General features: G+C 71.7%; 23 protein-coding genes and 2 pseudogenes. 10 read left to right on the top strand and 15 right to left on the bottom strand.

The genetic code is table 11. The features are described 5' to 3' along the window. Window positions 1-77 precede the first annotated feature (77 nt). Both ACZ470_RS19045 and ACZ470_RS19040 read right to left on the bottom strand, forming a co-directional pair. Complete coding sequence (locus tag ACZ470_RS19045) at window positions 78-209, bottom strand: hypothetical protein (protein WP_468428550.1); 132 nt, start codon at window positions 207-209, stop codon at window positions 78-80. Window positions 210-298: 89 nt separating this feature from the next. Further along, window positions 299-1,252 (bottom strand): AraC family transcriptional regulator, encoded by a 954-nt coding sequence (locus ACZ470_RS19040; RefSeq protein ID WP_468428548.1) that lies wholly within the window; start codon window positions 1,250-1,252, stop codon window positions 299-301. Between the two features lie 73 nt (window positions 1,253-1,325). Between ACZ470_RS19040 and ACZ470_RS19035 the strand changes: the two genes are divergently transcribed. Beyond that, the gene (locus ACZ470_RS19035) at window positions 1,326-2,357 is read left to right on the top strand and encodes an SDR family NAD(P)-dependent oxidoreductase (protein ID WP_468428546.1); all 1,032 of its coding nucleotides are present in this window, start codon (window positions 1,326-1,328) and stop codon (window positions 2,355-2,357) included. Here ACZ470_RS19035 and ACZ470_RS19030 read toward each other — a convergent pair. From ACZ470_RS19030 to ACZ470_RS19005, 6 genes are all read right to left on the bottom strand, one after another. Then, on the bottom strand, window positions 2,347-2,685 hold the full coding sequence (locus ACZ470_RS19030) for an MmyB family transcriptional regulator (protein ID WP_468428544.1): 339 nt from the start codon (window positions 2,683-2,685) through the stop codon (window positions 2,347-2,349). The genes ACZ470_RS19035 and ACZ470_RS19030 overlap by 11 nt on opposite strands. A gap of 60 nt (window positions 2,686-2,745) precedes the next feature. After that, on the bottom strand, window positions 2,746-3,063 hold the full coding sequence (locus ACZ470_RS19025) for a helix-turn-helix domain-containing protein (RefSeq protein WP_468428668.1): 318 nt from the start codon (window positions 3,061-3,063) through the stop codon (window positions 2,746-2,748). Between the two features lie 263 nt (window positions 3,064-3,326). Further along, on the bottom strand, window positions 3,327-3,842 hold the full coding sequence (locus tag ACZ470_RS19020; RefSeq protein ID WP_468428542.1) for a DUF2975 domain-containing protein: 516 nt from the start codon (window positions 3,840-3,842) through the stop codon (window positions 3,327-3,329). A gap of 8 nt (window positions 3,843-3,850) precedes the next feature. After that, window positions 3,851-5,446 (bottom strand): serine/threonine-protein kinase, encoded by a 1,596-nt coding sequence (locus ACZ470_RS19015; protein ID WP_468428540.1) that lies wholly within the window; start codon window positions 5,444-5,446, stop codon window positions 3,851-3,853. 218 nt (window positions 5,447-5,664) lie between these two features. After that, window positions 5,665-6,309, bottom strand: coding sequence for a hypothetical protein (locus ACZ470_RS19010; protein ID WP_468428538.1), 645 nt, complete (start codon window positions 6,307-6,309; stop codon window positions 5,665-5,667). Window positions 6,310-6,490: 181 nt separating this feature from the next. Next, window positions 6,491-9,484, bottom strand: coding sequence for a helix-turn-helix transcriptional regulator (locus ACZ470_RS19005; RefSeq protein WP_468428536.1), 2,994 nt, complete (start codon window positions 9,482-9,484; stop codon window positions 6,491-6,493). Between the two features lie 130 nt (window positions 9,485-9,614). On the opposite strand from ACZ470_RS19005, the gene ACZ470_RS19000 reads away from it, so the two are divergent. From ACZ470_RS19000 to ACZ470_RS18985, 4 genes are all read left to right on the top strand, one after another. Further along, the gene (locus ACZ470_RS19000; protein WP_468428534.1) at window positions 9,615-10,529 is read left to right on the top strand and encodes an MBL fold metallo-hydrolase; all 915 of its coding nucleotides are present in this window, start codon (window positions 9,615-9,617) and stop codon (window positions 10,527-10,529) included. Between the two features lie 22 nt (window positions 10,530-10,551). Continuing rightward, on the top strand, window positions 10,552-12,060 hold the full coding sequence (locus tag ACZ470_RS18995) for a carboxylesterase/lipase family protein (RefSeq protein ID WP_468428532.1): 1,509 nt from the start codon (window positions 10,552-10,554) through the stop codon (window positions 12,058-12,060). Between the two features lie 63 nt (window positions 12,061-12,123). Continuing rightward, window positions 12,124-12,507 (top strand): RidA family protein, encoded by a 384-nt coding sequence (locus ACZ470_RS18990; RefSeq protein ID WP_468428530.1) that lies wholly within the window; start codon window positions 12,124-12,126, stop codon window positions 12,505-12,507. Between the two features lie 39 nt (window positions 12,508-12,546). Then, window positions 12,547-13,386 carry a hypothetical protein gene (locus ACZ470_RS18985; protein ID WP_468428529.1) on the top strand — a complete coding sequence of 280 codons (840 nt, stop codon included), beginning with the start codon at window positions 12,547-12,549 and terminating at the stop codon, window positions 13,384-13,386. Between the two features lie 4 nt (window positions 13,387-13,390). On the opposite strand, the gene ACZ470_RS18980 is transcribed toward ACZ470_RS18985, so the two are convergent. Both ACZ470_RS18980 and ACZ470_RS18975 read right to left on the bottom strand, forming a co-directional pair. Then, the gene (locus ACZ470_RS18980; protein WP_468428527.1) at window positions 13,391-13,879 is read right to left on the bottom strand and encodes a MarR family winged helix-turn-helix transcriptional regulator; all 489 of its coding nucleotides are present in this window, start codon (window positions 13,877-13,879) and stop codon (window positions 13,391-13,393) included. Window positions 13,880-13,970: 91 nt separating this feature from the next. Further along, complete coding sequence (locus tag ACZ470_RS18975; RefSeq protein ID WP_468428525.1) at window positions 13,971-14,162, bottom strand: hypothetical protein; 192 nt, start codon at window positions 14,160-14,162, stop codon at window positions 13,971-13,973. A 169-nt stretch (window positions 14,163-14,331) separates the two neighbouring features. On the opposite strand from ACZ470_RS18975, the gene ACZ470_RS18970 reads away from it, so the two are divergent. Further along, window positions 14,332-16,188, top strand: coding sequence for an AfsR/SARP family transcriptional regulator (locus ACZ470_RS18970; protein WP_468428523.1), 1,857 nt, complete (start codon window positions 14,332-14,334; stop codon window positions 16,186-16,188). Continuing rightward, window positions 16,125-16,442 carry a tetratricopeptide repeat protein gene (locus ACZ470_RS18965; RefSeq protein WP_468428667.1) on the top strand — a complete coding sequence of 106 codons (318 nt, stop codon included), beginning with the start codon at window positions 16,125-16,127 and terminating at the stop codon, window positions 16,440-16,442. The genes ACZ470_RS18970 and ACZ470_RS18965 overlap by 64 nt, the downstream gene beginning before the upstream one ends. A 69-nt stretch (window positions 16,443-16,511) precedes the next feature. Here the strand turns inward: ACZ470_RS18965 and ACZ470_RS18960 are convergent, their stop codons facing one another. Continuing rightward, on the bottom strand, window positions 16,512-17,255 hold the full coding sequence (locus tag ACZ470_RS18960) for a FadR/GntR family transcriptional regulator (protein ID WP_468428521.1): 744 nt from the start codon (window positions 17,253-17,255) through the stop codon (window positions 16,512-16,514). Between the two features lie 76 nt (window positions 17,256-17,331). Between ACZ470_RS18960 and ACZ470_RS18955 the strand changes: the two genes are divergently transcribed. Together ACZ470_RS18955 and ACZ470_RS18950 are read left to right on the top strand one after the other, a co-directional pair. Beyond that, complete coding sequence (locus tag ACZ470_RS18955; protein WP_468428519.1) at window positions 17,332-19,068, top strand: IlvD/Edd family dehydratase; 1,737 nt, start codon at window positions 17,332-17,334, stop codon at window positions 19,066-19,068. Window positions 19,069-19,122: 54 nt separating this feature from the next. Beyond that, window positions 19,123-20,319, top strand: coding sequence for a fumarylacetoacetate hydrolase family protein (locus tag ACZ470_RS18950; RefSeq protein ID WP_468428517.1), 1,197 nt, complete (start codon window positions 19,123-19,125; stop codon window positions 20,317-20,319). A gap of 125 nt (window positions 20,320-20,444) precedes the next feature. On the opposite strand, the pseudogene ACZ470_RS18945 reads toward ACZ470_RS18950, so the two are convergent. The 3 genes and pseudogenes from ACZ470_RS18945 to ACZ470_RS18935 all read right to left on the bottom strand — a co-directional run. After that, window positions 20,445-20,660, bottom strand: a pseudogene (locus ACZ470_RS18945) (class I SAM-dependent methyltransferase); the annotation flags it as partial. Window positions 20,661-20,818: 158 nt separating this feature from the next. Beyond that, complete coding sequence (locus tag ACZ470_RS18940; protein ID WP_468428515.1) at window positions 20,819-20,989, bottom strand: hypothetical protein; 171 nt, start codon at window positions 20,987-20,989, stop codon at window positions 20,819-20,821. Window positions 20,990-21,050: 61 nt separating this feature from the next. Next, complete coding sequence (locus ACZ470_RS18935) at window positions 21,051-21,743, bottom strand: molybdopterin cofactor-binding domain-containing protein (protein WP_468428514.1); 693 nt, start codon at window positions 21,741-21,743, stop codon at window positions 21,051-21,053. Window positions 21,744-21,768: 25 nt separating this feature from the next. Here ACZ470_RS18935 and ACZ470_RS18930 point away from each other — a divergent pair. Then, a pseudogene (locus ACZ470_RS18930) lies at window positions 21,769-21,933 on the top strand (alpha/beta hydrolase); the annotation flags it as partial. Window positions 21,934-22,072: 139 nt separating this feature from the next. Here ACZ470_RS18930 and ACZ470_RS18925 read toward each other — a convergent pair. Next, window positions 22,073-23,395 carry an MFS transporter gene (locus tag ACZ470_RS18925; protein ID WP_468428513.1) on the bottom strand — a complete coding sequence of 441 codons (1,323 nt, stop codon included), beginning with the start codon at window positions 23,393-23,395 and terminating at the stop codon, window positions 22,073-22,075. Between the last annotated feature and the right edge of the window lie 367 nt (window positions 23,396-23,762).

The raw sequence follows: 23,762 nt of genomic DNA, 5'->3' as shown, positions 1-23,762 counted from the left end.
GCTGGTGGGCGAACTCCACGATGTCTCGGCCGATCCCACCTCCGCCAAGACGTTTTGGCACCCGATGGTCGGCCCGGTCACCGGCAACTGCGAGGATCCTCCGCCGTGCCGAAGACACCGAAGCCGGCGTTGGACACGACGACGTGGATGCGCTCGTGCTCGGCGAAGGCCCGGCCCAGCAGCTGATCGGTCCCGGCGGTGTCGGTCACGTCGAGGCGGGCGCGCCCGAACGGGGCGATCCGACGGCACCGCGACGGGTTCCGAGTGACACGACCGGAGCCGCCTCCCGGTCCAACGGCTACCCGCCCGGTGTGGCCGCCGGCCCACGGTCCACGCGCTGCCGGTAGCGCAGCGGTGACTCGCCCACCTCGCGCTTGAACGCGGTGCTGAACGCACTCTCCGAGCCGTAGCCCAGTTCGGCCGCCAGCGATCCGACACGGACGTCTCCGTCACGCAGGGCGCGCTGCGCCAGCAGCATCCGCCAGCGCCCGAGATAGGTCAGCGGCGGTACGCCCGCCACGGCCCGGAAACGCTCGGCGAACGACGTCCGTGACATCGCCGCGGCGCGTGCCAGTTCCTCCAGCCGCCAGGGACGGCCGGGTTCGGCGTGCATGAGGCTGAGCGCCGGACTCAGCCGTACGTCCGTCAGCAGCCGCAGCCAGCCGGGCGGCAGTTCCGTCTGCTCGATGTAGGCGCGCAGCACGTCGAGCAACAGCAACTGGCTGTACTGCCGGATCGCAAAGGCCGAGCCGACCCGGTTGGCGGTCGCCTCGTCGAACAGCCGGTCGAGGCTGCCGCGCAGATTGGTCGCCACGGCAGCCGACGCCCGTACGTGTCCGACCGGCGGGAGCGCCTGCGCCAGCAGGACTCGACCGGCCGAGCTGAGGTCAATGCGTCCGCCGAGTACGACGTCGCCGTCGGCGTCGTCACCGGGGCCGGCGCGCAGCAGGGCGGGGAAGGGGAAGTCCGCCTCGGGGAGAACCTCGCGGGGCGGTCCGTCACCGGTGCCGCCCTCGACCCGCAACCACGACCGGTTGTTCACGATGGCGACGTCACCCGGCTCCAGGTCGACCGGACGGTCGACACCGTCGGTGGTCAGCCGGACCCTGCCGCCGCGCACCACCGCGATGAACTTCATCGGTGCTTCGATGACGGCGCGCGACACCCATGGGCCCCGCGCGGCGAACCCGCCCGTCATGTGGCCCCGCACTTCGATGAGGTCGAGCACCTCGGACAGCTGATCACCGGCCATTCCCGTACTATCGCGCAAAAACAGCGGACGATCAATGATTCAAAGTACGGAGCGGTCCGCGCACAGTGGTGCCATGACGCACAAGCAGCACCCCATCGGATCCGGATTCACCGCGGCCTCGACGGCCGACGACGTCCTCGAGGGCATCGACCTCTCGGGCCGGAACGTCATCGTCACCGGCGGTCATCGCGGGATCGGCCTGGAAACCACCCGCGCGTTCAGCAAGGCGGGCGCCCATGTCACCGTCGCCGCACGCAACCCGGACAGCGCCGCCTCCGCGCTCGCGGGCATCGAACGCGTCGAGACCGGTCGGCTCGACCTTCTCGACCCGGCCTCGGTCGACGCCTTCACCACCCGGTACCTCGATTCGGGCCAACCGCTCCACATCCTGGTCAACAACGCGGGCATCATGGGCGGCCCCCTGGTCCGTGACGCGCGCGGCTACGAATCGCACTTCGCGCTCAACCACCTCGGCCACTTCCAGCTGACCGTGGGCCTGCTGCCCGCGCTGCGGGCCGCGCACGGCGCCCGGGTCGTCAACGTGTCCTCCGGGGCCCAGCGCATCTCCGGCATCCGCTGGGACAACCCGCACTTCACCTCCGGCTATCAGCCCATGTTGGCCTACGGGCAGTCCAAGGCCGCCAACGTCCTGTTCGCCGTGGAACTGGACCGTCGCTGGGCCGACGAGCACCCGGCCGACGACACGATCCGCGGCTACGCGGTGCACCCGGGCATCGTCTTCGGCACGAACCTGGGCCCCTTCCTGACCGAGGGCACGGAGCGGACGGCCTGGCTGAGCGACGACGAACTGCGGGCCATGGGAATCATCGACGACGCGGGTGCGCCCGTCCGCGACCCCGAACGGGAGCTGAAGACGCCCCAACAGGGCGCCGCCACCAGCGTGTTCGCGGCGACCAGCCCCCTGCTCGCCGACATCGGCGGTGTCTATCTCAAGGACAACGACATCTCGCCGCTGGACACCGACCCCAAACCCATCAACTTCGGCGCCGAGGAGGACATCCCGTCCACCGTCGTACCGCACTCCATCGACCCGGACGAGGCCCGTCGCCTCTGGGAGCTGAGCGAGCAACTGCTCAAGGCGTGACGTCCGTCGCGAACGGGGTGCGCACGGCGGAGACCTTGAGCAGGTTGAGCTTCTCCGCCTGCTCCGTTCCGGCGGCGGTCGTGAAGGCGACGATCCGGACGTCCGATTCCTGGACGATGAGGATGTCGCAGTCCAGGGTGACGTCCCCCACGAGGGGATGGGCGACGGTCTTGCGGTCGTGGCCGAGCGCGCCCGCGGCACCCTGCTCCCAGAGCTGCGCGAAGCGGGTACTGCCGGTCCGGCACGTGTTGATGAGGGTGTGCACCCGGGGGTCGTCCGGAAAGGCGCCCTGGGTGACACGCAGATCGGCGACGAGAGCGGCTTCCACGAACTCCTGACCGCTTTCCGACCGGACCGGCCAGCGGCAGGTTGCGCCGGTCCACGGGGATCAGCAGGGGGTCTCCGACCAGCGCGGACCACAGCGGGTCCAGGTGACCAGCGTCCAGTCCGCGGCGAAGACACCCAGCGCCTGATCGGTGAGGGCCGCGACCAGGCGCTGCACGCTGGGTGGGATGTGCAGCGACACGCGCCCGGCCCCGGGCGGCGGGAGATGCGCGAGACGGTAGAGGTGATCCCGCTCGGACGCCTCCAGTTGCAGCGCACGGGCCAGTGCCTGGGCGATCTGCTCGGACGGCCGGGTGGCGCGTCCCTGCTCTAGGCGTACGAGATAGTCCACGGACACCCCAGCCAGGGCGGCGAGTTCCAGAACACCAAGGCCTACGCCGTCGCCGCCCCCCCCAACCCGCCTGACAGCGGCACCCGGGGTTCACGGGTCCTGTTCGAACGTGGCGTGCCGGCCGCCGTGTCACTGTGCCCGGCACGCCCGACGGTCGAACCAGGCGGGGGACCGCCCTGGCGGCCGCCGTCATGCCATGCAACGGCTGGAGCGCGCGAACGGTTCACTTTCCGCGGTGGCCGCTGGGCACGAGTCGGCGGCGCGCCGTAGCGCGACGGGCGGCAGGACCGGCCTCACGCCATCGCGGCGGCCCGGTCCCGGAGGTCCGTCGCCTTGCGCAGCAGGTTCCGCACGATGACGACGAACATGGCGAACGCCCCGCCCGCGCCGACACAGGCGAGCGCGGAGGCCATGGCGCTGAGAGCGGCCATGTCGTTCTGAGGGGGCTCGGGGATGTCGGCCACGGCGAGATGGCAGACGACCCCGAACGCCAGCACGGTCGCCGCGACCGTCGACCAGATGATGGTGTCGATCCATCGGAGGGCCGACGTCGTGAAGATCTCGTCGCGCCGGACCAGGCCGAGCAGCATCCACACGGCGACGAGCACGACTTGGGCGCAGGCGACACCGACGATGGCCACCGTCACATAGGGCGCTGCGTACGGGGAGTACGGAGGGAAGCGGTCGACCTCCTCGGCCGCCGCACCGGGGATGATCACGGCCTGTCCGAAGAGACCGAACAGGATCGCCGCGACGATTCCCACCCGGAGCACGGCTATGAAGAACCGGTGCATGCGCTGACTGTCCATCGCTGGTGCTACTCCCTCATGTTCCCTTGGCGCCCTGGTGCTCCAGGGCCCGGCACCGAAACGCCCCGGGCCCTGGCCTGGCCGGTCTCTGCCCCCACGACACAGGCCGACCAGGAGCCTCCGGGCGGACCACACCCTGCCCCGGCCGGGCACCGGACCACCCGCCGGCCTACACGGAGAGGCCGAACGGGAGTATGTGGATGGCCGCCCCGCGGGCGGCCAGGCTCAGGAGCTGGGCGGTCTCGGGCGAGGTGCCGCGCAGGGCGTGGGAGGATTCGGCGACGGCCTTGGCGGTGGCCTCGTCCCGCTGGTGCTCGGCGTCCTCGTACTGGCGCCAGGCGACGACGCCGACGATCAGCGCGATCACCGACACCACGGCGACGGTGGGCATGAGGCGTCGGCGGCGGCGGACGGCGCGAGCCGTGTGCTGCTGCGATGCCTGGAGGAAGAGCTGCTCCAAGGGGTTGGGCCGGACCGCGGCCGGGGCGCAGCGACCGCAGCTGGGCGGGGGCCAGGACTCCGGCGGAGGTGAGCGCGTCGATCGTCTCGGCCAGGGCCTCCTCCCCGGCCGTGCAGTCCTCGGGCTTCGCCATGCGCACCGAGTCCAGCGAGCCGTCCGGGGCCTCGCCGGGGACGACGAGCCGGAGCATCAGTTCCTCGGTGGCCGACCGGGCGGCGGCGTCCAGCGAGGCGTAGGCCGCCTCGGCGCGGTCGCCGAGCGGGGGCTGTGCCACCGTGGTCCCGGCGGCCGGTTCCGCCTGGCGCGCGCCCGCCTCCAGCAGCGCCCGCCGGGGATCGGCCGACCGGGGCGTCTCGCCCACCAGACCGACCAGCAGATCCAGTGCGGAGGGCCGTAGTTCCGGCTCCTTCGCCAGTGCGGCGGCGACCAGCGGGCGGAGCCGGGGCGGCAGCACGGACAGGTCGGGGTGGACGAACGCCGTGCGGTGCGCGACCTCGCCGATGTTCGCGCCGCGGAACGGTTCGGTGCCGCTCGCCGCGTACACGACCAGCGCGCCCCACGCGAACACGTCCGCGGCCGGTGTGGCCCGCTTCCCCGACAGCACCTCGGGCGCCATGTAGCCGAAGGTTCCCATCATGGCGCCGGTCCTGGTGAGCGACATGTCGGGCGTACGGGCGATGCCGAAGTCGATTACTTTCGGGCCCTCGTTGCTGAGCAGCACGTTGCCGGGTTTCAGGTCCCGGTGCAGCACGCCGCTGTGGTGGATCGCGGCGAGGGCGGTCGCGACGCCGACGGCGAGCCCGGTCAGGGAGCCCTCGGGGAGGGGACCGTCGTCGCGGACGCGGTCACCGAGCGTCGGCCCCTCGACGTACTCGCTGACGAGGTACGGGGTGTCGCCGCCGGGGCTCGCCTCGATGACCCGGGCCGTGCAGAAGGGAGCGACCCGGCGTGCCGCCTCGGCCTCCTTGAGGAAGCGCGAGCGTGTGAAAGGGTCGGCGTCGCCGTGCAGCGCCTTGAGCGCCACCCGCCTTCCCTCCGGGTCGTACGCCTCGTAGACGACGCCCTGCCCGCCCGATCCGAGCCGGGCGGCCAACCAGTAGCCCCCCAGCTTCTCCGGATCCTCCGGAAGCAATTCCTTCGCCAACTGACCCCTCCTCAGCTTCTGGGACGCCGGAACTCGATCAACGGTTGCCGCCCCGCCGACTCCTAGGCGGCGACCGGCCGGTGCCGGTCCCGTACTGCCGGAAGATGTGGCGGTGGGTGCGCCGTCGGTCGACGGCGCACCCACCGGTTGTCACTTGGTTGCCGCGCGGCAGATCGTGTCAGTCACGTGCTGCCGTACGTCTGCCTGGTCGTCCGTCTTCACTTGGCTCCGATGAACACGTTGTCGATCGACCAGCTCCCGTACATGATGGCCCGTCCGGTGAAGTGGAACCCTACGACGACGTCCGACTCCCCCGCGGCCTGCGGAATCGGCGCTGTCACATGTCCCTTCTGGGTTCCGGTCACCGCTTCGGGCCTCCAGACGGCCGACCACGTCTTCCCGCCGTCCAGGCTCAGCTCGACGCGGGCGTCCACCGGGGAGGGGGCGACGTACTCGAAGAAGGAGCTGTCGAACTCGACGACTGGGCTGTCCTTGCCGGTCAGGTCGACCGCGGGAGCGGTCAGGACGTACTCCTGGTGGGCGCTGTCCCGGCGGCCGTACACGCCGGCGAAGGTTCCTTCGGAACCCTGTGGCCGGTTGAAGGACGTGTCAACGAAGCCCCAACTGTTCGCGTACAGGCTGGGAGTGGGGTCGATGGTCCAGCCGTCCTGCGGCTTGCTGTGCTGCCATCCCGTGAAGTCCTCGGAGACGCTCGTGCGCTGCGCGTTGATGACCTGCAAGGCCGACGGAGCCGCCGTCGCGGACTGACCGGTCAGAGCGGAGACGGTGAGCACGCCGGCCGCGAGGGCAATGCCGGAGACTGCCGAGGAGAGCCTGCGCCGGACTGAACGCTGCTGTGTCATGAGACCTTCCCTTTCGCTGTGGGTCAGGTTCATCTCCAGAACCTGACACCGGGAACGAACAAGTTGCCTGCGCAGATAAATTTCAAGACCCCGGTATGATGTAAATCACGTCGCAGTAAGCAAATTTGACGCTCAGTCAGCGGTGTGTGCCAGGTGACTGCTCGGTCTCCGGATGTGTGCTTCAGTCCTGATGGTTCGCGGGGGCGAGGGCGCCTTCCACCAGGTCGCGCAGCTGGGAGCGGGCGGTGATGCCGAGTTTGGGGAAGCTGCGGTAGAGGTGCGAGCTGACCGTGCGCGGGGAGAGGAAGAGCTTCTCCCCGATCTCGCGGTTGGTCAGTCCGCGGGCGGCGAGCCGGATGATCTGCTGCTGTTGCGGGGAGAGTTCGGCGAGCGCGTCGGGAGCGGAGTCCGTGACGTCGAGTCCGGCGGCGCGTGCCTCGGCGCGGGCGCGCTCGATCCACGGGCGGGCGCCCAGACGCCGGAAGGTGTCCAGGGCCTCGGCGAGTGGGGCTCGCGCCTCGGCGATGCGTCGACGGCGGCGCAGCCACTCGGCGAGGTCCAGCAGGGCCTGGGCGTGTTCGAAGGGCCAGTGCTCCAGTACGGGGTCGGCCAGGGCGGCCCGGAAGTGCGGCTCGGCCTGTTCGGGGTCGGCCAGCAGACCACGGGCCCGCTCGATCAGTGCGCGCAGCCGGGGGGAGGCGTTGTCGGCGAGGGCGCGCGCCGAGCGTTCCACGATCGCGGCGGCCTGGTCGCGGTGGCCGCTGCGGACCGCGGCGGCGGCCAGGTCCGCGAGGGCCGGATAGGACGCGTGGTAGTGCACGGGCGCGCCGTCCGCCGTGAAAACGGCGCGGAGTTGGTCGTACGCCGTCTCGTGTGCCCCTTCGCCGAGGGCCGCGGCGCCGAGTGCGCGACGGGCGCAGACGGCCACCGAGCGGCTTTCCAGCGGGTCGATGAGGGCAAGCGCCTCCGCGGCCCGGACGCGGGCCCCGGCCGTGTCGCCCTGGTAGGCGAGCACGGTGGCGTCCACGGCGGCGGCGCAGGCCACGGCGTGGTCGAGGCCGGCCGTGGCGGCGAGCGCACCGCTGCGGGCGCAGGATTCCCGGGCGCGCCCCCATCGTCCCAGTTCCACATAGCTCCAGGCGGCGGCGCCGCCGAGCCCGTCGGGCAGCGGGCCGCGCAGTCCCCAGCGGTCGAAGGCCTCGTCGAAGGCGCGGACGGCCTGCGGGGTCTCGTCCAGCAGCCAGGCCATGACCGCGAAGGCGGTGAGCCGGTCGGGGCGCCGTCGCGCTTCGGCGGCGACCCTCGGCAGCAGGGAGAGCAGTTCGGCCCTGTTGCCGAAGGGGTTGGAGACGGCCCGTACCCAGGTGCGCAGCCATGCCTGTGCCGCGTCGTCCTCCGGAAGGCGGCCCAGGACGGCCTCGACGCGCTGTCGCTGGGCGTCCCGCGCGCAGTAGAAGCGGACCACGGCGGCACCCGCCAGAAGATCCAGCGCGGTGTCGGACCGGTGCCGGTCGGCCGCCAACTCCTCGGCGGCGTCGGCCAGTCGGGAGAAGACCACCGAGTGGCGGACGGTCAGTGCGGCCAGTCGCCCCACCTGTACGGCGGCCTCGGCGAGGAGCGCGGGGTCGTCGGTACGTGCGCGTACCGCCCCGGCCAGTCCTTCCACCCAGGCGAGGTCACCGGTGAGCACGGCCTGGGTGGCGGCGGCGACCAGCAGCCTGGCGGCGTCCTCGCGTCGCGGCGCCAGGTCCGCGGCCCGTTGCAGGGCCGTCGCCGCCGCCGCGTGGCCGCCGCGACGCCGGGCCCGCTCGGCGGTCCGCTCCAGCTCCGCCGATACGGCCGCGTCCGGGGCGGCGGCCGCGGCGGCGAGGTGCCAGGCGCGCCGGTCCGGCTCGGCACGCAGCAGTTCGGCGAGCGTGAGGTGGGCCGCGCGCCGGGCGTCGGCGGAGGCGGCGTGGTACACGGCGGACCGGATCAGCGGGTGGCTGAAGCGCGGGAACCCCCGCCCGGTCCGCCGGATCAACCCGGCCTGTTCGGCGGGCGACCAGACCTCGTCCTCGGTGATCGGCAGCGGGGCGGCCGGACCGGTGGTCGCGGAGTCGGCGGGGTCCGACGGCATGGCCGGGACGGTGGTCGCGGAGTCGGCTGAGCCCGGCAACAGGACCGGACCGGTGGTCGCGGAGTCGGCGGGGTCCGGCAGCTGGGCGGGAACGGTCCCGGAGTCGGCTGAGCCCGGCAACAGGACCGGACCGGTGGTCGCGGAGTCGGCGGGGTCCATGGCGGCCAGGAGCAGCAGGGCGCGGGCGGTGGCGGTCGGGAGGTCGGGCAGGCGTGCCGCGAAGATCCGCTCCAGGTGTTCGGGGAGGGGGAGCGGGCCCGCGGGCGGTTGTTCGGTGGCCGCCGCGTCGGGTGTGGTGGCCGCCCTGGTCAGTTCGGTGAGCGCCAGCGGATTGCCCTCGGCCTGCGCGAGGATCCGCGTCCGCGTCCGACCGGTCGGGCGCCGTGGCTGTTGGTCCAGCAACCGGTTCGCCGCGGTGTTGTCGAGCGGGCCAATGGTGAGTGTCGGCAGGTGTCGGTCGAAGCCGGCGAGGCGGTCGCCGGGCCGGGCCGCGATCAGCATCGTGACCGGTTCGCCCGCCAGTCTCCGGGCGGCGAAGGACAGTACGTTCAGGGAGGCGCGGTCGAACCAGTGCGCGTCGTCCAGGACCACGAGTACCAGCCCTCGGTCCCCCAGGGCGGACAGCAGGTTCACGACGGCGACACCGATGAGCATGAGGTCGGGTTCCGCCGTGGCCGCACCACCGCCGAAGGCGCTGTGCAACGCCGCGCGCTGCCGCTCGGGCAGCGCGCCGACCTCGGCCGACACCGGCCGCAGCAGCAGGTGCAGGGCGGAGAACGCCAGGTTCGCCTCCGACTCGCTGCCCTCGGCGCGCAGGACGCGCGTGCCGTTGGTTTCGGCCCGGTGCGCCGCGCGGTCCAGCAGCGCGCTTTTCCCGACGCCCACCTCGCCGAGAAGAACGAGTACCGGGTCCGCCGACGCCACCGCGTCCACCGCGTCCACCGCGTCCACCGCGCGAAAAAGACGCGCCAGTTCAGTGTCCCGGCCGATGAGATTCCTTTCTCCGTCCGGATTCTCTCCCGCGTTCGCTCGGGGGTCGCCTACGTGCTCATCCACCCCACCAGGCTACAAGTGGCCTGGCCTGGTCACCCGGTCCCGCCGGACGGTGCAGTCACCTGACTGATACCGCGTCCGCCGGACCGCTCCTAGCGTTGCGGAGAACTCACCGGACTCCTGATGGAGAACCATGGAACAGATCAAGCTCGGCAACGTCACGATCACTCGTGTCTGGGAATACTACGGCTCGGTCGAAATGACGCCCGACACCTTCTTCCCGGAAAGCTCAAGGGAAATCTGGAAATCCGGCGAACCGTGGCTTGCTCCGCATTTCCTGGATCCCGGGACCAATACCGTGAATTCCGCGATCCAGACCTGGCTGCTGCGCAGCGAGGGCAGGACGATTCTCGTCGACACCGGCGTGGGCAACCACAAGGAGCGCCCGTACGCGCCCGTCTGGAACCATCTGAAGACGGACTTCCTCGCCAATCTCGCCCGTGCCGGCGTCGAGCCCGAGGACGTGGACATCGTCATCAACACGCATCTCCACATCGACCACGTCGGCTGGAACACGTACCTGGACGGCCGGGAATGGGTGCCCACCTTCCCGAACGCCACGTATCTGATGCCCAAGGACGACTTCGACTTCTGGAACCCCGAGAACGGCCACAAGCCGCTGCTCGGCCGTGGCAACCAGAACGTCTTCGAGGACAGCGTGGCCCCGGTGCACCGGGCCGGCCTGACACTGCTGTGGGAGAAGAGCCACCGGATCGACTCCGCCCTGCGCCTGGACGCGGCCCCCGGCCACACCCCCGGCTCCTCCGTCCTGACCCTCACCTCCGGAACGGACCGCGCGGTGTTCGTCGGCGACATGCTCCACAGCCCGGTGCAGATCCTCGAACCGGACGCCAACAGCTGCTTCTGCGAGGACCCCGCGGGCGCCCGCGCGACCCGGCGCAGGGTGCTGGGCTGGGCGGCCGACAACAACGCCCTGGTGATCCCCGCGCACCTGGGCGGCCACGGCGCCGCCGAAGTCGTACGCGAGGGCGACACGTTCGCCATCAAGGGCTGGGCCCCCTTCGGCCCGTACACGGAGCAGGGCTGACGCCCGCGGAAAGGCAGGACCAATGAGCCACCACCCCGAACCCGTCGTGACCACCACGCGGGGAGCCGTCCGCGGTTTGCGCCAGGACGACGGCACCACCGCCTTCCTGAACATCCCCTACGCCGCCCCGCCACGCGGCGCCGACCGGTTCGCCGCGCCGCTGCCGCACGAGCCCTGGGACGGCGTCCGGGACGCCACCGTGCCGGGACCCAACGCGCCCCAGTCCGAGCGCAGGCTCGGCAGCGTGGACATGTCCCCCTACTTCGGTACCGGCTGGAGCCGCGGTGAGGACTACCTCACCGTCAACGTCTGGGCCCCCGCGGACACGAGGAGCAACCTGCCCGTCATGGTCTTCGTCCACGGCGGCGGCTTCGTCGCCGGATCGACGCGCTCCCCCCTGCACGACGGCTCCGCCTTCGCCCGCGACGGCGTCGTCCTCGTCACCCTCAACTACCGGCTGGGCATCGTCGGTTTCCTCGACCTCCCCGGCGCGCCCGCCAACCGCGGCCTGCTCGACGTGGTCGCCGCCCTGCGCTGGGTGCGGGAGAACATCGCCGCCTTCGGTGGTGACCCCGACGCGGTCACCCTCTTCGGCCAGTCGGCCGGGGCGACCATCGTCGGCGGCGTCCTCGCCACCCCGGACGCCACCGGCCTGTTCCGCCGGGCGATCGTCCAAAGCGGCAGCGGGCTGGGGGCGTTCACGTCCGAACAGGCCGCCCGCGTCGCCAGGGCCGCCGCAGAGGTGCTGGGCGTCAAGCCGCACGCCGACGCCTTCGCCGGCATCCCCGACGAACGCCTGGTCGAGGCCGCCTCCCGGCTCGCGGGCATCGACCTGCGCACCGCCACACACCACGACCCGCTGCTCGGCCTCAGCCCCTTCAGCCTGGTGCTGGACACCCAGCCCGCCGCATCCGTCGCCGCCGGCCCGAGAGCCGACACCGACCTGCTCATCGGGACCAACACCGAGGAGGGAAACCTCTACCTCGTCCCCGTCGACAAGTACGCCACCTCCACCGCCGCCGACGTCGACGACGTGGCGACGCGTGCGCACCCGGACCCGGCGAAGCTCGTCGAGACGTACCGCGCCTCCCGCCCCGGGGCGTCCTTCGGCGAACTGCGCTCCGCCATCCTGGGTGACGCGTTGTTCGGCGCGGGCAGCAGGGCCCTGGCCGACGCGCACGCCGCCCACTCCGGGTCCGCCACCTTCGCCTACGAGTTCGCCTGGCGCTCCACGGCCCTGAACGGAGAACTCGGCGCCGCTCACGCGGTGGAACTCCCGTTCGTCTTCGACCTCGCGCACCTCCCCCAGCTCCGGGGCCCGGCCGCCCTGCTCGGCGCCGACGAGCCCCCCGCGCGGCTCGCCACCCGCGTGCACGCCGCCTGGGTCCGCTTCGCCACGACCGGCCACCCTGGCTGGGACCCCTACGACACCGAGCGCCGCGCCACGCTGCACATCGACGCCGACAACGACACCGCCGAGTGGGCCCGGGTCGACGACCCTCGCGGCCAGGAACTCCGCTCCTGGGCCTGAACCGCGCCCACCCACCGCTCGCCGCCTCAGCACCACTCCGTACGACTCAAGGACACGCCACCCATGGCCAGAACCGTCATCACGACCGAGAACGCGCCCGCCCTGCCCGCCCCGCTCTCCCAGGGCATCCGCAAGGGCTCGCTCCTCCAGGTCTCCGGGCAGCTCCCGCTCGACCCGGACACCGGCGCCGTCATCGGGACCACGGTCGCCGAGCAGACCATTCAGACCCTGCGCAACGTCACCGCCGTACTCAAGGCGGGCGGCGCCGGCTTGGAGGACGTCGTCATGCTCCGCGTCCACCTCACCGATCCCGCCCACCTGGCCGAGATGAACGAGGCGTACGCGGCGGCCGTCGGCGAACCGTTCCCCGCCCGCACCACCGTCTACATGCGGCTTCCGCCGGGACTGCTCGTGGAGATCGACGCCCTGGCCGTGCTGGACGACTGAACCGTTCGCACCGTCTCTGAGACCCGAAAGGGGAGCGGGATGGACGGTCGTCTGCCGAGGGCGTGCGCCAACCTGAGGGTTGCGCCGGCGGCCCTCCTGGACGCGATGTGCGCCTTGTCGGGGCGCCCGTCGCCGCCTCCGGGACTCCATCCCATACGTCGCGTCCACGAGCGGGTGCTCGACACGGTGGCCGCTCTGCCGCTGGGCGCACTGCAACCCGGCGACATCAGCGCGGCCACGGAGGTGCGCGCCGGTCTCCTGGACGCCGACATCCCGCCGCCGTCGGAAGCGACCGCCCGCTGCGTCCAGCACACGGTCGACGACCTGGGGCCCGCCGACCTGTGGGCGATGGCCCGCGGCACCGCCATGACCCGTGACGAACTGGCGTGGGGCGCCGCCACGACCCTGTTCCAACGGTCCCTGGAGGGGGCGGATCCCCTGGTCGGTCTTGCCGCGCAAACCCTCGTGGAGGAGATCGCCGAGCGGACCCCCTGCCAGTGGGGCCGGTACCACGCCGACACGGTACGCGCCGCGCTGTACCGGATTCTGGCCGACCTCGCCGACGCCCTTCTGGAGGTGTCGGAATCGACCCCGACTCCACTGGACTGGACTGTCGGAGCCGATGGTGGGCGGCGGGCCTCAGCCGTGATCGGCGGCGTGCTCCGCGATGTCCTGGTCCAGAAGGCGGGGAACACGCCCCCGGCCACGCGGCCGGTCTGGCCCCGCGCCTCGCCCGCTGCCCAACACCCGGCCTGGCAGTGGGGATTCACGGACGGACCCGACGACCGTGCCCCCGAACTCTTCCCGTCCGCGCTCGCGGCCCGGCACGCGGCCGAGTGCGCGATCACAGCGCTCGCCGCCGGACGATGCGGCCCGTGAGGGGTCAGTTCTTTGAACGGAAGTCGTCCGCGGCGGCGAGGAGGTTGTCCTCCAGAGCGAGCAGCCCGTCGAGGATCCGAGCACTGCTCTCGGAGGGCATGTCGCTGATCGTCAGCTCCTCCAGCCGGCTCCACACGTCCTCCACCTGCCGACGCAGCACCTGGCTGGCCGCGGTGGGCTCGATGAGGGAGGCGCGCTTGTCGGTGGGGTCCGGGCTGCGCCGCACGAACCCGGACTTCTCAAGACGCTGGATGGTCCGGGTCATCGTCGCGGCGTCGGAGTCGAGCACCTTGGCAAGGTCCGACTGGCGCTGCGCCCCCGTCTCCCACAGCTGCATCATGACGAGTTCCTGTCCTGGATACAGGCCCACATCGCGCAGCAGCGCACCGGCGAGCATGCGGTGCAGGCGCGAGACACGGAAGATCGCATGGCTGATCGGCCCTCTCACCGCAGTGGATGGTTGGACAACCTTCTGGCTGGCGGCTTCGGCCACGAAAGCGTCTCCCTTGCATCGACGGTGACTTTCCCATCGTACAAGAGAAACATGTCCGAGCAGGTAAATGCCGGCGGGGACCCAGCCGCCCTCAGGCGTCCGCGGCGCCGCTCTGCTGTGTGCGGGACTTCCGGCTCGCGCTGCGGGTCAGATCGCTGCCGAGCAGCGTCGCCTTGGCGACACCACGTGCCCAGCGAGGGGCATCGCCCCGGGCCGACCAGTAGACGCAGACGCAGCCGCCGATGACGAGCAGAACAACGACGGACAGTATGAGCACGAGCATGCTCCACCCCTCATTCATGCGATGGCCCGTGCCGCCTTCTCAGCCGGGTCTCACCTCAAGCAGACGTGTGGCGGCATCGTCGCAGTTCCGTGGCTTCTAGACGTAGATCCAGAGGAAGAACCTGTCGGTCGCCGCGTCCCATTGGCATGCGTGCGGTCCCGCGGTATCCGTGGGCGAGTGCATGTTCTGCCAGGCCGACATGTCGCGGTTGCGCAAGGTGCTGGAGCCGAGGCGGGACGCGGGTGAGGTCGCGAGCGTCCTCGTCTCGGCCACCGACGGATATGAGGCCCAGGTCCCGGATGACGCCCTGGACCTCGGCGTCTTCGAGCGCCGGGTCGCGGAGGCGAGGGCACGGCACGCGGCCGGGGAGTCGGTCGCCGCCGCGGATCTCCTCCATGCCGCCCTCGACGACTGGAACGGCACGCCACTGGCCGGTCTGAGCGGTGTGCTCGTCGAGTCCGAACGCTCCCGGCTGGACGAGGAGCGGCTGCGCGCCCTGGAGATCCGTTTCGACATCGATGTCCAGCTGGGCCGGCACGGCGAGGTGATCGGCGAGCCGTGCGCGCTCACCGACGAGCACCCGTTGCGGGAGCGGCTGTGCCATCTGCTGATGCTGGCCCTGTACTGGTCAGCGCAGCAGGCCGAGGCGCTGGCGTACTACCGCAGGACCCGGCGCATCCTCGAGGGCGACCTGGGTGTCGAACCCGGCCCGGTTCTGGGCGAGTTGCACGATCGCATCCTGGCGACCGACGCGTCGCTGGACCTGTCCCCGGCCACCACCCCACGGACGGATCCGCCGACAGAACCCGCACCGCCGGAACCCGCGCACTCCGTGCGTCCGGCCCAACTCCCCGCCGACCTGCCCACCTTCATCGGGCGGGAGACCGAACTCAACCAGGTCCGCGCCCTGCTGTCCGGCGGCGAGGGCCGTCCCACGGCGGTGGTGATCTCCGGGATCGCCGGTATGGCGGGCATCGGCAAGACGACCCTGGCCGTGCACTGGGCCCACGAGATCGCCGACCGCTTCCCCGACGGACAGCTCTTCATTAACCTGCGCGGCTTCGATCCGGCCGACCGGGCCATGCCGCCGGGGGAGGCGATCCGCGTCTTCCTCGATTCGCTCGGCGTTCCCGCGCAGTGGATTCCGGCGGGGCTCGACGCGCAGGTGTCCCTGTACCGCAGTCTGCTCGCCCGACGGCGGGTGCTGATCGTTCTCGACAACGCCCGTGACACCGATCAGGTCCGCCCGATGCTGCCCGGCTCCCCTGGCTGCCTGGTCGTCGTCACCAGCCGTAACAGGCACACCGGCCTCATCGCGGGGTACGGGGCGCAGCCGGTCGCGCTGGACCAGCTGACGCCCATCGAGGCTCACGGCTTCCTCACCCACCGTCTGGCGGCGGAGTCAACGGCGACGGACGAGCTCATCACCCGCTGCGGCCGTCTGCCCCTGGCCCTGGCCATCGTCGCCGCCCGCGCGGCGACCCGTCCGGGCCTCCCGCTCAGCGCCACCACCGACGAGCTGCGTGACAGTCGTGACAGCCTCGACGCCTTCACCAGCGGCGATCTGAGCACGGATGCGCGGGCGGTCTTCTCCTGGTCCTACGAGTCCCTCTCCGCGCCGGCGGCGCGGTACTTCCGCCTCCTGGGTCTGCACCCCGGCCCCGACGACTTCTCCGCCCCCGCGGCGGCGGCGCTGGCCGGGCTCCCGCTGCGCGACCCCCGGGTCCTGATCGCCGTACTCAGCCAGGCCCATCTGCTCGGCGAGCCGCGGCCCGGCCGCGACCGGCTGCACGACCTGCTGCGCGTCTACGCCACCGAGCGCGCCCGGGCCGAGGAGCGCCCGTTCTGCCGGGGCCGGGCTCTGATGCGGGTGCTGTCCTGGTATCTGCACACGGCGGACGCCACCTGTCCGTTCCTCACCCCCGGGCGCAAGAGGGGCAGCTCGACAAAGCCGTCGAGTACATCCGTCGGGCGCCGGGCCTCAAGAGTTGTCTCGACGACAGCTGGGGCGAGGGCATCGCCCTGACGAACCTGGGCGACGCCTACCAGCGGCTCGGCCGGTTCGACGAGGCCGTCGAGTGCCTGGAGAAGGCGCTGACCGTCCTGCGCGCCCACGGCAACCGTTGGGGACAGGGCCACACCTTGGGTCACCTCGGCGACGTGCACCTGGCCGTCGGTGAACCGGAGTCCGCCCGCGGCAACTGGCTCGAAGCACTGGCCGTCTTCGAGGAGTTCGGCCACCCGGACGCCGAGGGATACGACAGAGGCTCCATCGCCTGACACCACCGCACCCGGCGGGCGGGATTGCTTCCAGCGAGTCGGTGGGGCGGTAGGTTCGGCGGTGGCCACTCAGGCAGGGGGCCGCGGCAGCCCGGGCGACTCGGCGATCTCCTGTTCCGCCGCTCCGATGATCGACAGCACGGCCGCCGACGCCGCGGCCTGATCACCCGCCGCCACCGCGTCCACGATGGCGCGGTGAGCGGGCAGCGAGGCCTCGACGGCGCCGGGGGTCTGGGTGCTGACGTGGAAGCTGTGTTCCAGCGCGATGTCGACCGCGCGCCCCAGGGAGCCGAGCAGGCGGTTGCCGCTCGCGTCCAGCAGGGCGCGGTGGAAGGCGATGTCGGCCTCGACGTAGCCACCGCGTCCGGGTCTCGCCGCCGCGGCCTCCATGGCCGCCAGGGCGTCGGACAGGGCGCGTACGTCATCGGGCCGGGCCCGTCCGGCGGCGAGCCGGGCGGCCTCCGGCTCGACGATCCGGCGCAGTTCACCCGTGTCGCGCAGCAACGCCGCCGGATCTCCGGCCTGTTGCCAGCGCAGCACGTCGCGGTCCAGGTGGTTCCAGTGCTCCGGGGCCAGCACGCGCGTACCCGTACGCGGGCGTACCTCCAGCATCCCTTTGGCGACCAGGGCCTTGACCGCCTCCCGCAGCGCACCGCGGCTGACGCCGATCTCGGTGGCGAGCGCGTCCTCGACGGGCAGCGGCCGTCCCGGCTCCCAGGCGCCGCCGACGATCCGCCGCCCCAGCTCGTCGACCACGCGCTGATGCATGGTCCGGAAAGTCACCACGATCTTCGTTCGCCCCCTGGACGCCATTCATCGAATCATTTAATGATTGTGCACGGTACGGCATCACGCCCGGGTCGGCACACGAACCGTAGGAGCAGCCAACATGACGGACGGGAAGACGACGAGTCGCCGCAGTCAGGCGTGGTTCGGCGCGGAGGGCCGCGGCGGGATGGTGTACCGCTCGTGGATGCGCAACCAGGGCTTCGGGCACGAGGTGTTCGACGGGCGTCCGGTCATCGGCATCGCGACCAGCGCCTCCGAACTCGCCCCGTGCAACGCCCATCTGACCCGCGTCGCCGAAGCCGTCAAGCGCGGCGTGTGGCAGGCGGGCGGCTTCCCGCTCCAGTTCCCGACCATGGCCACCGGCGAGACGCTGATGCGCCCCACCGCCATGCTCTACCGCAACCTCATGGCCATGGAGGTCGAGGAGCTGATCCGGGCCAACCCGCTCGACGGGGTCGTCCTGCTGTCCGGCTGCGACAAGACGACGCCCGCCATGCTGATGGGCGCCGCCAGCGTCGACCTGCCCGCCGTCATGGTCACCGGCGGGCCGATGCTCAACGGCAAGTACCGGGGCCAGGACGTGGGTTCCGGCACCCACGTGTGGAAGTTCGAGGAAGACCTCAAGACCGGCCGGATGACCCAGGAGGAGTGCTTCTTCGCCGAAGGCTGCATGGCCCGTTCCAACGGGCACTGCATGACGATGGGCACCGCCTCGACGATGGCCTGCATGGCCGAGGCACTCGGCATGCAGCTGCCGGGCTCGGCGGCCTGGCCCGCCGTCGACGCGCGGCGGATGGAGACCGCGCAGGCGGCGGGGCAGCGCATCGTGCGGATGGTGGAGGAGGAGCTGCGGCCGTCGCGGATCCTGACCCGGGAGGCCTTCGAGAACGCCATCCGGGTCAACGCGGCCATCGGCGGCTCCACGAACGCCATCATCCACCTCACCGCCCTCGCCGGACGCGTCGGCGTCGACCTGGGCCTGGAGGACTTCGACGAGCTGGCCCGCGCGGTGCCGACGCTGGTCAACCTGATGCCCAGCGGCAAGTACCTGATGGAGGACTTCTGCTACGCGGGCGGCCTGCCCGCCGTCATGGCCGAGCTGCTGCGCGGCGACCTGCTGCACGGCGAGCAGATCACCGTCACCGGCCGCGGCGTCGCCGAGAACGTCGCGGACGCCGAGAACGTCGGCCCGGACGTCATCACCGGCCTCGACGCCCCGTTCCAGCCGGCCGGGACCGGCACCGCCGTACTGCGCGGCAACCTGTGCCCCGACGGCGCGGTGATCAAGCAGTCGGCCGCGTCACCGCACCTGCTCACCCACCGTGGTCCCGCGCGTGTCTTCGACTCCCCCGAGGCGTACCACGCGGTCGCCGACGACCCGGACCTCGACGTCGACGAGAACACCGTCATCGTCATCCGCAACGCCGGCCCCAAGGGCTACCCCGGCATGCCCGAGGTCGCCAACGTGCCGCTGCCCGCCAAGCTGCTCAAGGCGGGCGTGACGGACATGGTGCGGGTCTGCGACGGCCGGATGAGCGGCACCGGGTACGGGACCGTGGTGCTGCACGTGGCCCCCGAGGCGGCCGTCGGCGGCCCCCTCGCCCTGGTGCGGGACGGCGACCCGGTCGTCCTCGACGTGCCGAACCGCACCCTGCGGCTGGACGTGGCCGACGCCGAGCTCCAGCGGCGCCGGGAGGAGTGGGAGGCGCCCGCGCCCCGGTACACCAGCGGCTACACCTGGCTCTACACCGAGAACGTCGAACAGGCCCACCGGGGAGCCGACTTCGGCTTCCTGCGCGGCAGCCGCGGCCACGAGGTCCCCCGCGACTCCCACTGAGCCGGCCCTCGCCGGCCCTCGAGCCCCACTCCCCCGACCCCGGAGACCACCAGCGTGGAATCGGCACCAGCCCGCCCTCTCCCCCGCCCCGCCCTCACGCCCGGTTCCGTCCTGCCGGACGACGCCGACCGGGCCGTACTCGTCGCACGCGTCCACGACCCGGAGTGGGACGGGCCCTGTGTGGCCGCGGTGCGCGGTGAGCAGGTCGTCGACCTGACCGCTCTCGCGCCCACCGTCTCCGACCTGCTGGAACGCGACGACGCGGCCACCGTGGTCCGCGAGGCCGCCGGTGGCCGTGTCTGGCCCCTCCACGAGCTGTTGGACGCGACCGCGACCGGGCGCCGCGACGTCCCGCACCTGCTCGCCCCCATCGACCTCCAGGTGATCAAGGCGGCCGGCGTCACCTTCGCCCGCAGTCTGCTGGAACGCGTCATCGAGGAGCGCGCGGGCGGTGATCCCGCGCGGGCCGCGCAGGTGCGGGAGCGCGTCCGGCAGGCGGTGGGCGGCGCGCTCGACGGACTCCGGCCCGGGTCACCGGAGGCCGGCAAGGTCAAGGACCTGCTGGTCTCCGAGGGACTGTGGTCCCAGTACCTGGAGGTCGGGATCGGGCCGGACCCCGAGGTGTTCACCAAGGCCCCGGTGCTGTCCGCGGTCGGCACCGGAGCCGACATCGGAGTGCTCGCCGGCTCGGTGTGGAACAACCCCGAGCCCGAGGCGGTCCTCGTCGTCGACTCGCGCGGCCGGGTACGCGGCGCCACCCTCGGCAACGACGTCAATCTCCGGGACATCGAGGGACGCAGCGCGCTGTTGCTCTCCCGCGCCAAGGACAACAACGCCTCCTGCGCGATCGGGCCGTTCGTCCGCCTGCTCGACGACGGCTTCGGCCTCGACACCGTACGCGGACTCGACATCGAGCTGCGCGTCGACGGCGCGGACGGCTACGTCCTCCAGGGCAGCAGCTCGATGCGCGAGATCAGCCGCGACGTGCTGGACCTGGTGGCCGCGACGCACGGCGCGCACCACCAGTACCCGGACGGCTTCGTACTGTTCACCGGCACCTTGTTCGCGCCCACCGAGGACCGGCACGCGCCCGGCGCGGGCTTCACCCACGAGCACGGCGACATCGTACGGATCTCCAGCCCGCCGCTCGGCGCCCTGGTCAACACCGTCGTACCCAGCGAGCAGGCGGCGCCGTGGTCGTTCGGCGTGCGGGCACTGATGCACAACCTGGCCCGGCGCGGCATGCTGTGACCCCGCGGCGGGGCCGGCCCGCGCGTCTCAGCCGTGGTGGCCGCCCGTGCCCGGTTCCGTCGTCCCGGTCGACCGGACGGCCACTGGTCGCCAGGTGACCAGGGGCAGGCCGGAGTGGCCCTGGCCCCCATGGTGCTGCTCTCGAAACCGAGCGCGGAAGCGGCCAGGTGCAGCCGCCACACCCGCGCTCGGCCCGGCCCGGCGAGGCGCACCGCCTCGCCCCAGTGTTCCTCCAGGTTGGCCACCCAGGCGCGCAGCGTCAGCGCGTAGTGCTCGCGCAGCGCCTCCAGGTCGCGGACCTCGAATCCGACGTCCTCCAGCACGGAGACCGTCGACCCGACGGACAGCACGGAGACCGTCGACCCGACTGGCTGCCGTTGCCGCGTCCGCGGGAGGAAATGCCGCGCCGCTCCGGCCGGGCGGCGCACAGCTCAACGCCTCGTACAGGTCCCCCTCGATGGCCAGTTCACCGGCCACCCAGGCGGGGGCCGGCCCCAGCTCACACCGGGCCGCCACACAGCCTGCGCAGGACTCGTCGGCTGCGCAGCACGAGCACGGGGGCGTCCGCCGGACTGGCCTCGCTGCCGTCCCAGGCCCGGATCCGCAGCGGCAACGGGGAGCCGAGCACGCCCTGCGCGTAGCGGACAAGGACAGCGGCTGCACCAGACATCAAGACTCTCCCCACCATTCGGACAGGACGGATGTGGCCCCGGGCCGCATACCGTGGTTCATCAGCCGAGCAGCGACTCCGGCGTGATGGGCAGCTGGCGGACCCTGCGACCCGTGGCGTTGAACACCGCGTTGGCGATGGCGGGGGCGACCCCCACGATGACCATCTCGCCGATGCCCGTCACTCCGAGCGGGCCCACCTCGGTGTCGACGCTGTCGACGTAGATGCCGCGGATGTCGGCGTTGACGGGGATCAGGTAGTCGGCGAAGTTGGCGTTGACGATCCGGCCGTCACGGTGGTCGGTGACGGTGTGCTCCAGGAGTGACTGGCCGATGCCGCCGATCATGCCGCCGATCGCCTGGCTGTCGGCGAGCCGGGGGTTGATGATCCGGCCCGCTTCGAAGACCCCGACCATGCGCCGGACCCGCACCACACCCAGCCGGACGTCGACGCCGACCTCGGCGAAGACCGCGGCGTGGTTGCACATGGAGAAGTCGCTCTCCTCAGGCGGGGCGTAGGTCCCGACCCGCTCCGGGTGGGAGCGGTTGTTGCGGGCCAGGAGCTGCCGGTAGGTCTCCCCGCGGGTGGGGTCGTTGCGCACCCGCATCCGGCCGCCGCGCACGATGACGTCGTCGACCGCGACACCGTGCAGCGGCCATCGCTCGTCCTCGACCGCCATCCTGACGGCCTGTTCGCGGAGCTGGTCGCAGGCCGCCCGCACGGCGGCGCCGACGCTGGTCATGGTCCACGCCACGGCCTGACGATCGCCGCCCAAGTCCGCCACCCGCATCTGGGCGGTCGGCGGCCAGGCCGAACTCCACGTCTGAGCAGGCGGCTTCCACGGATTCGACGCTCTGTACCCGCAGGCACACATCTCGGCCACGGCCCGCCGAACCCGCACGGACTGGCTCGCCCGAGTCCTGTCCACGAACCCCGCAGCATAACGCCACCGAAACCAGCAGTTCTGGGACGTGTTGCGTGATCTCTACGAGAGCTGACCGTTCCGTGCGAATACTGCGCCACGCGCATGCCCGCCCCACGGAGGTCACCTCGAGGGGAACCGGCAGCCATACACCTTCCTCATCAACGCCTCCGGCCGCCCCGGCGAAACCGCTGTGCGGGCGTGCCCTCTGTGGCCGGGGATGGAACCGCCTCCGTCGCTGGCGCTGGCGCTGGCGCTGGAACATGCCCGGTGGAGATGCGTTCCTTTCGCCATGGCAGGAGCAGTGCGCTCGCCATGCACAGCAGGCCGGCGATGAGCAGGGCGCCGCGTACCCCTGCTGTGGCGGCGATGAGCCCACCGGCGATCACGAAGGCGGCCTGGCATGTCTTCGCGCCGACGGACCAGGAGGTGCCGACGCGGGACATGTACGCGTCCGGTGTGGCCGCCATGCGATAGGTGGTGAACGACGGGTTGAAGACCCCGGCTGAGAAGAGCAGGCCGAAGTCGGCGGCCACGACCAGGAACAGGCCGAGGGCACCGGAGGGCGTCAGGGGCAGCAGGATCGTCCACAGGGTGCGTGCGACACCGGACAACAGCAGGATGCGGCGCTGTCCGAATCGCCGGGTGAGCATCGGGGTCAGGCGTGAGCCGAGCACGCCGCCCAGGCACGGCAGTCCCAGGGCCAGTCCGTACTGCCACGGTGCCAGGCCGAGGTCATCCAGCATGAGGACGGCCATCAGCGGTGAGGCCATCATGACGGATCCGCCGAAGAGGAGCGCGTTGAAGAACAGCGGCCGCAGTCCTGGGTGCCGCAGGAGGTACTGCCAGCCGGCAGCGATGTCGCGGCCCAGGTGAGAGGTGGCGGCGCGTGCCGGTGGTGCGGGTTCAGGCTGTCGGATGCGACGGATGCCCAGGGCCGATCCGAGGAAGGACAGTGCGTCGACCACCATCGTGGCGGCCGCGCCCAGTGCCCCGATCAGAAGCCCGCCGACGGGCGGGCCGGCGCTGACGCTGATCCAGTTGGTCGTCTCGAACAGGCTGTTGGCGCGAAGACGATGCTCGGGCAGGACAAGCGCCTTCAGATGCGCCCCGCTTGCCGCGTCGAACGCGACAGAAGCCGCCGTCTGGAGAACGCCGACGACACACAACTGGGTAAAGGTGAGCTGGTCGAACGCCATGGCGACCGGAATACTCACCAGCATCACGCAGCGCGTCAGGTCGGCGGTGATCATGACTGGCCGCTTGTACTGGTGCTCGATACGCACACCGAGCGGCAGAGCGATCACCGCACTGGCCACCGCAGACAACGCAGCGAGCACAGAAACCTGGAACGCCGAGGCATCCAGCACCAGAAGGGCAATCAACGGCAACGCCCCCATGCCGACGGCACTGCCCGCGGCGCTGACCGCGTAGGCGACCCACAACCGACGGAAGTCCTGCCCGAGCGTGCTCCGCCGTACCAACCGAACCTCCCGAGGTACGAAGGCGCTCAGCGTAGTGACACTGACCGTCTCCACCCCGTGATCAGGCCACCACGGGACGCTTCTCGGAGTGGAGCGAGTGCTGACGGCCCAGCAGGGAACAGCCGCGACACCGGGCCGCACGCAGGGGCCCTCACCCACCGGCACGTCCAGGAAACGCCCGGGTGCTTGCTTCGGGGCGATAGCTGAGCTCTGCACGACAATGGCGTCCGGGCGCTGAAGCCCACGCTCGTCGGCCCGCACGCGATGATCGGCCGTGACTCGCGCGCTGGTCTGCGGCATGGCGACGCGTGCGTGGAACGGGTCCAGAGCCGATGCCGCAGGCAGAGGTGCTGATGGCCGGGCGAGA

This window comes from Streptomyces sp. NPDC031111 (genome assembly GCF_055570675.1).
The sequence above is the reverse complement of the archived record's forward strand: the minus strand, read 5'-3'. Positions and strand labels throughout refer to the sequence as shown.

Excerpts from the sequence above, each read along its gene's own strand:
- ACZ470_RS19040 (WP_468428548.1), bottom strand. The coding sequence starts at position 1,252 with ATGGCCGGTGATCAGCTGTCCGAGGTGCTCGACCTCATCGAAGTGCGG.
- ACZ470_RS19035 (WP_468428546.1), top strand. The coding sequence starts at position 1,326 with ATGACGCACAAGCAGCACCCCATCGGATCCGGATTCACCGCGGCCTCG.
- ACZ470_RS19020 (WP_468428542.1), bottom strand. The coding sequence starts at position 3,842 with ATGGACAGTCAGCGCATGCACCGGTTCTTCATAGCCGTGCTCCGGGTG.
- ACZ470_RS19010 (WP_468428538.1), bottom strand. The coding sequence starts at position 6,309 with ATGACACAGCAGCGTTCAGTCCGGCGCAGGCTCTCCTCGGCAGTCTCC.
- ACZ470_RS19000 (WP_468428534.1), top strand. The coding sequence starts at position 9,615 with ATGGAACAGATCAAGCTCGGCAACGTCACGATCACTCGTGTCTGGGAA.
- ACZ470_RS18995 (WP_468428532.1), top strand. The coding sequence starts at position 10,552 with ATGAGCCACCACCCCGAACCCGTCGTGACCACCACGCGGGGAGCCGTC.
- ACZ470_RS18990 (WP_468428530.1), top strand. The coding sequence starts at position 12,124 with ATGGCCAGAACCGTCATCACGACCGAGAACGCGCCCGCCCTGCCCGCC.
- ACZ470_RS18985 (WP_468428529.1), top strand. The coding sequence starts at position 12,547 with ATGGACGGTCGTCTGCCGAGGGCGTGCGCCAACCTGAGGGTTGCGCCG.
- ACZ470_RS18975 (WP_468428525.1), bottom strand. The coding sequence starts at position 14,162 with ATGCTCGTGCTCATACTGTCCGTCGTTGTTCTGCTCGTCATCGGCGGC.
- ACZ470_RS18960 (WP_468428521.1), bottom strand. The coding sequence starts at position 17,255 with ATGGCGTCCAGGGGGCGAACGAAGATCGTGGTGACTTTCCGGACCATG.
- ACZ470_RS18955 (WP_468428519.1), top strand. The coding sequence starts at position 17,332 with ATGACGGACGGGAAGACGACGAGTCGCCGCAGTCAGGCGTGGTTCGGC.
- ACZ470_RS18940 (WP_468428515.1), bottom strand. The coding sequence starts at position 20,989 with ATGTCTGGTGCAGCCGCTGTCCTTGTCCGCTACGCGCAGGGCGTGCTC.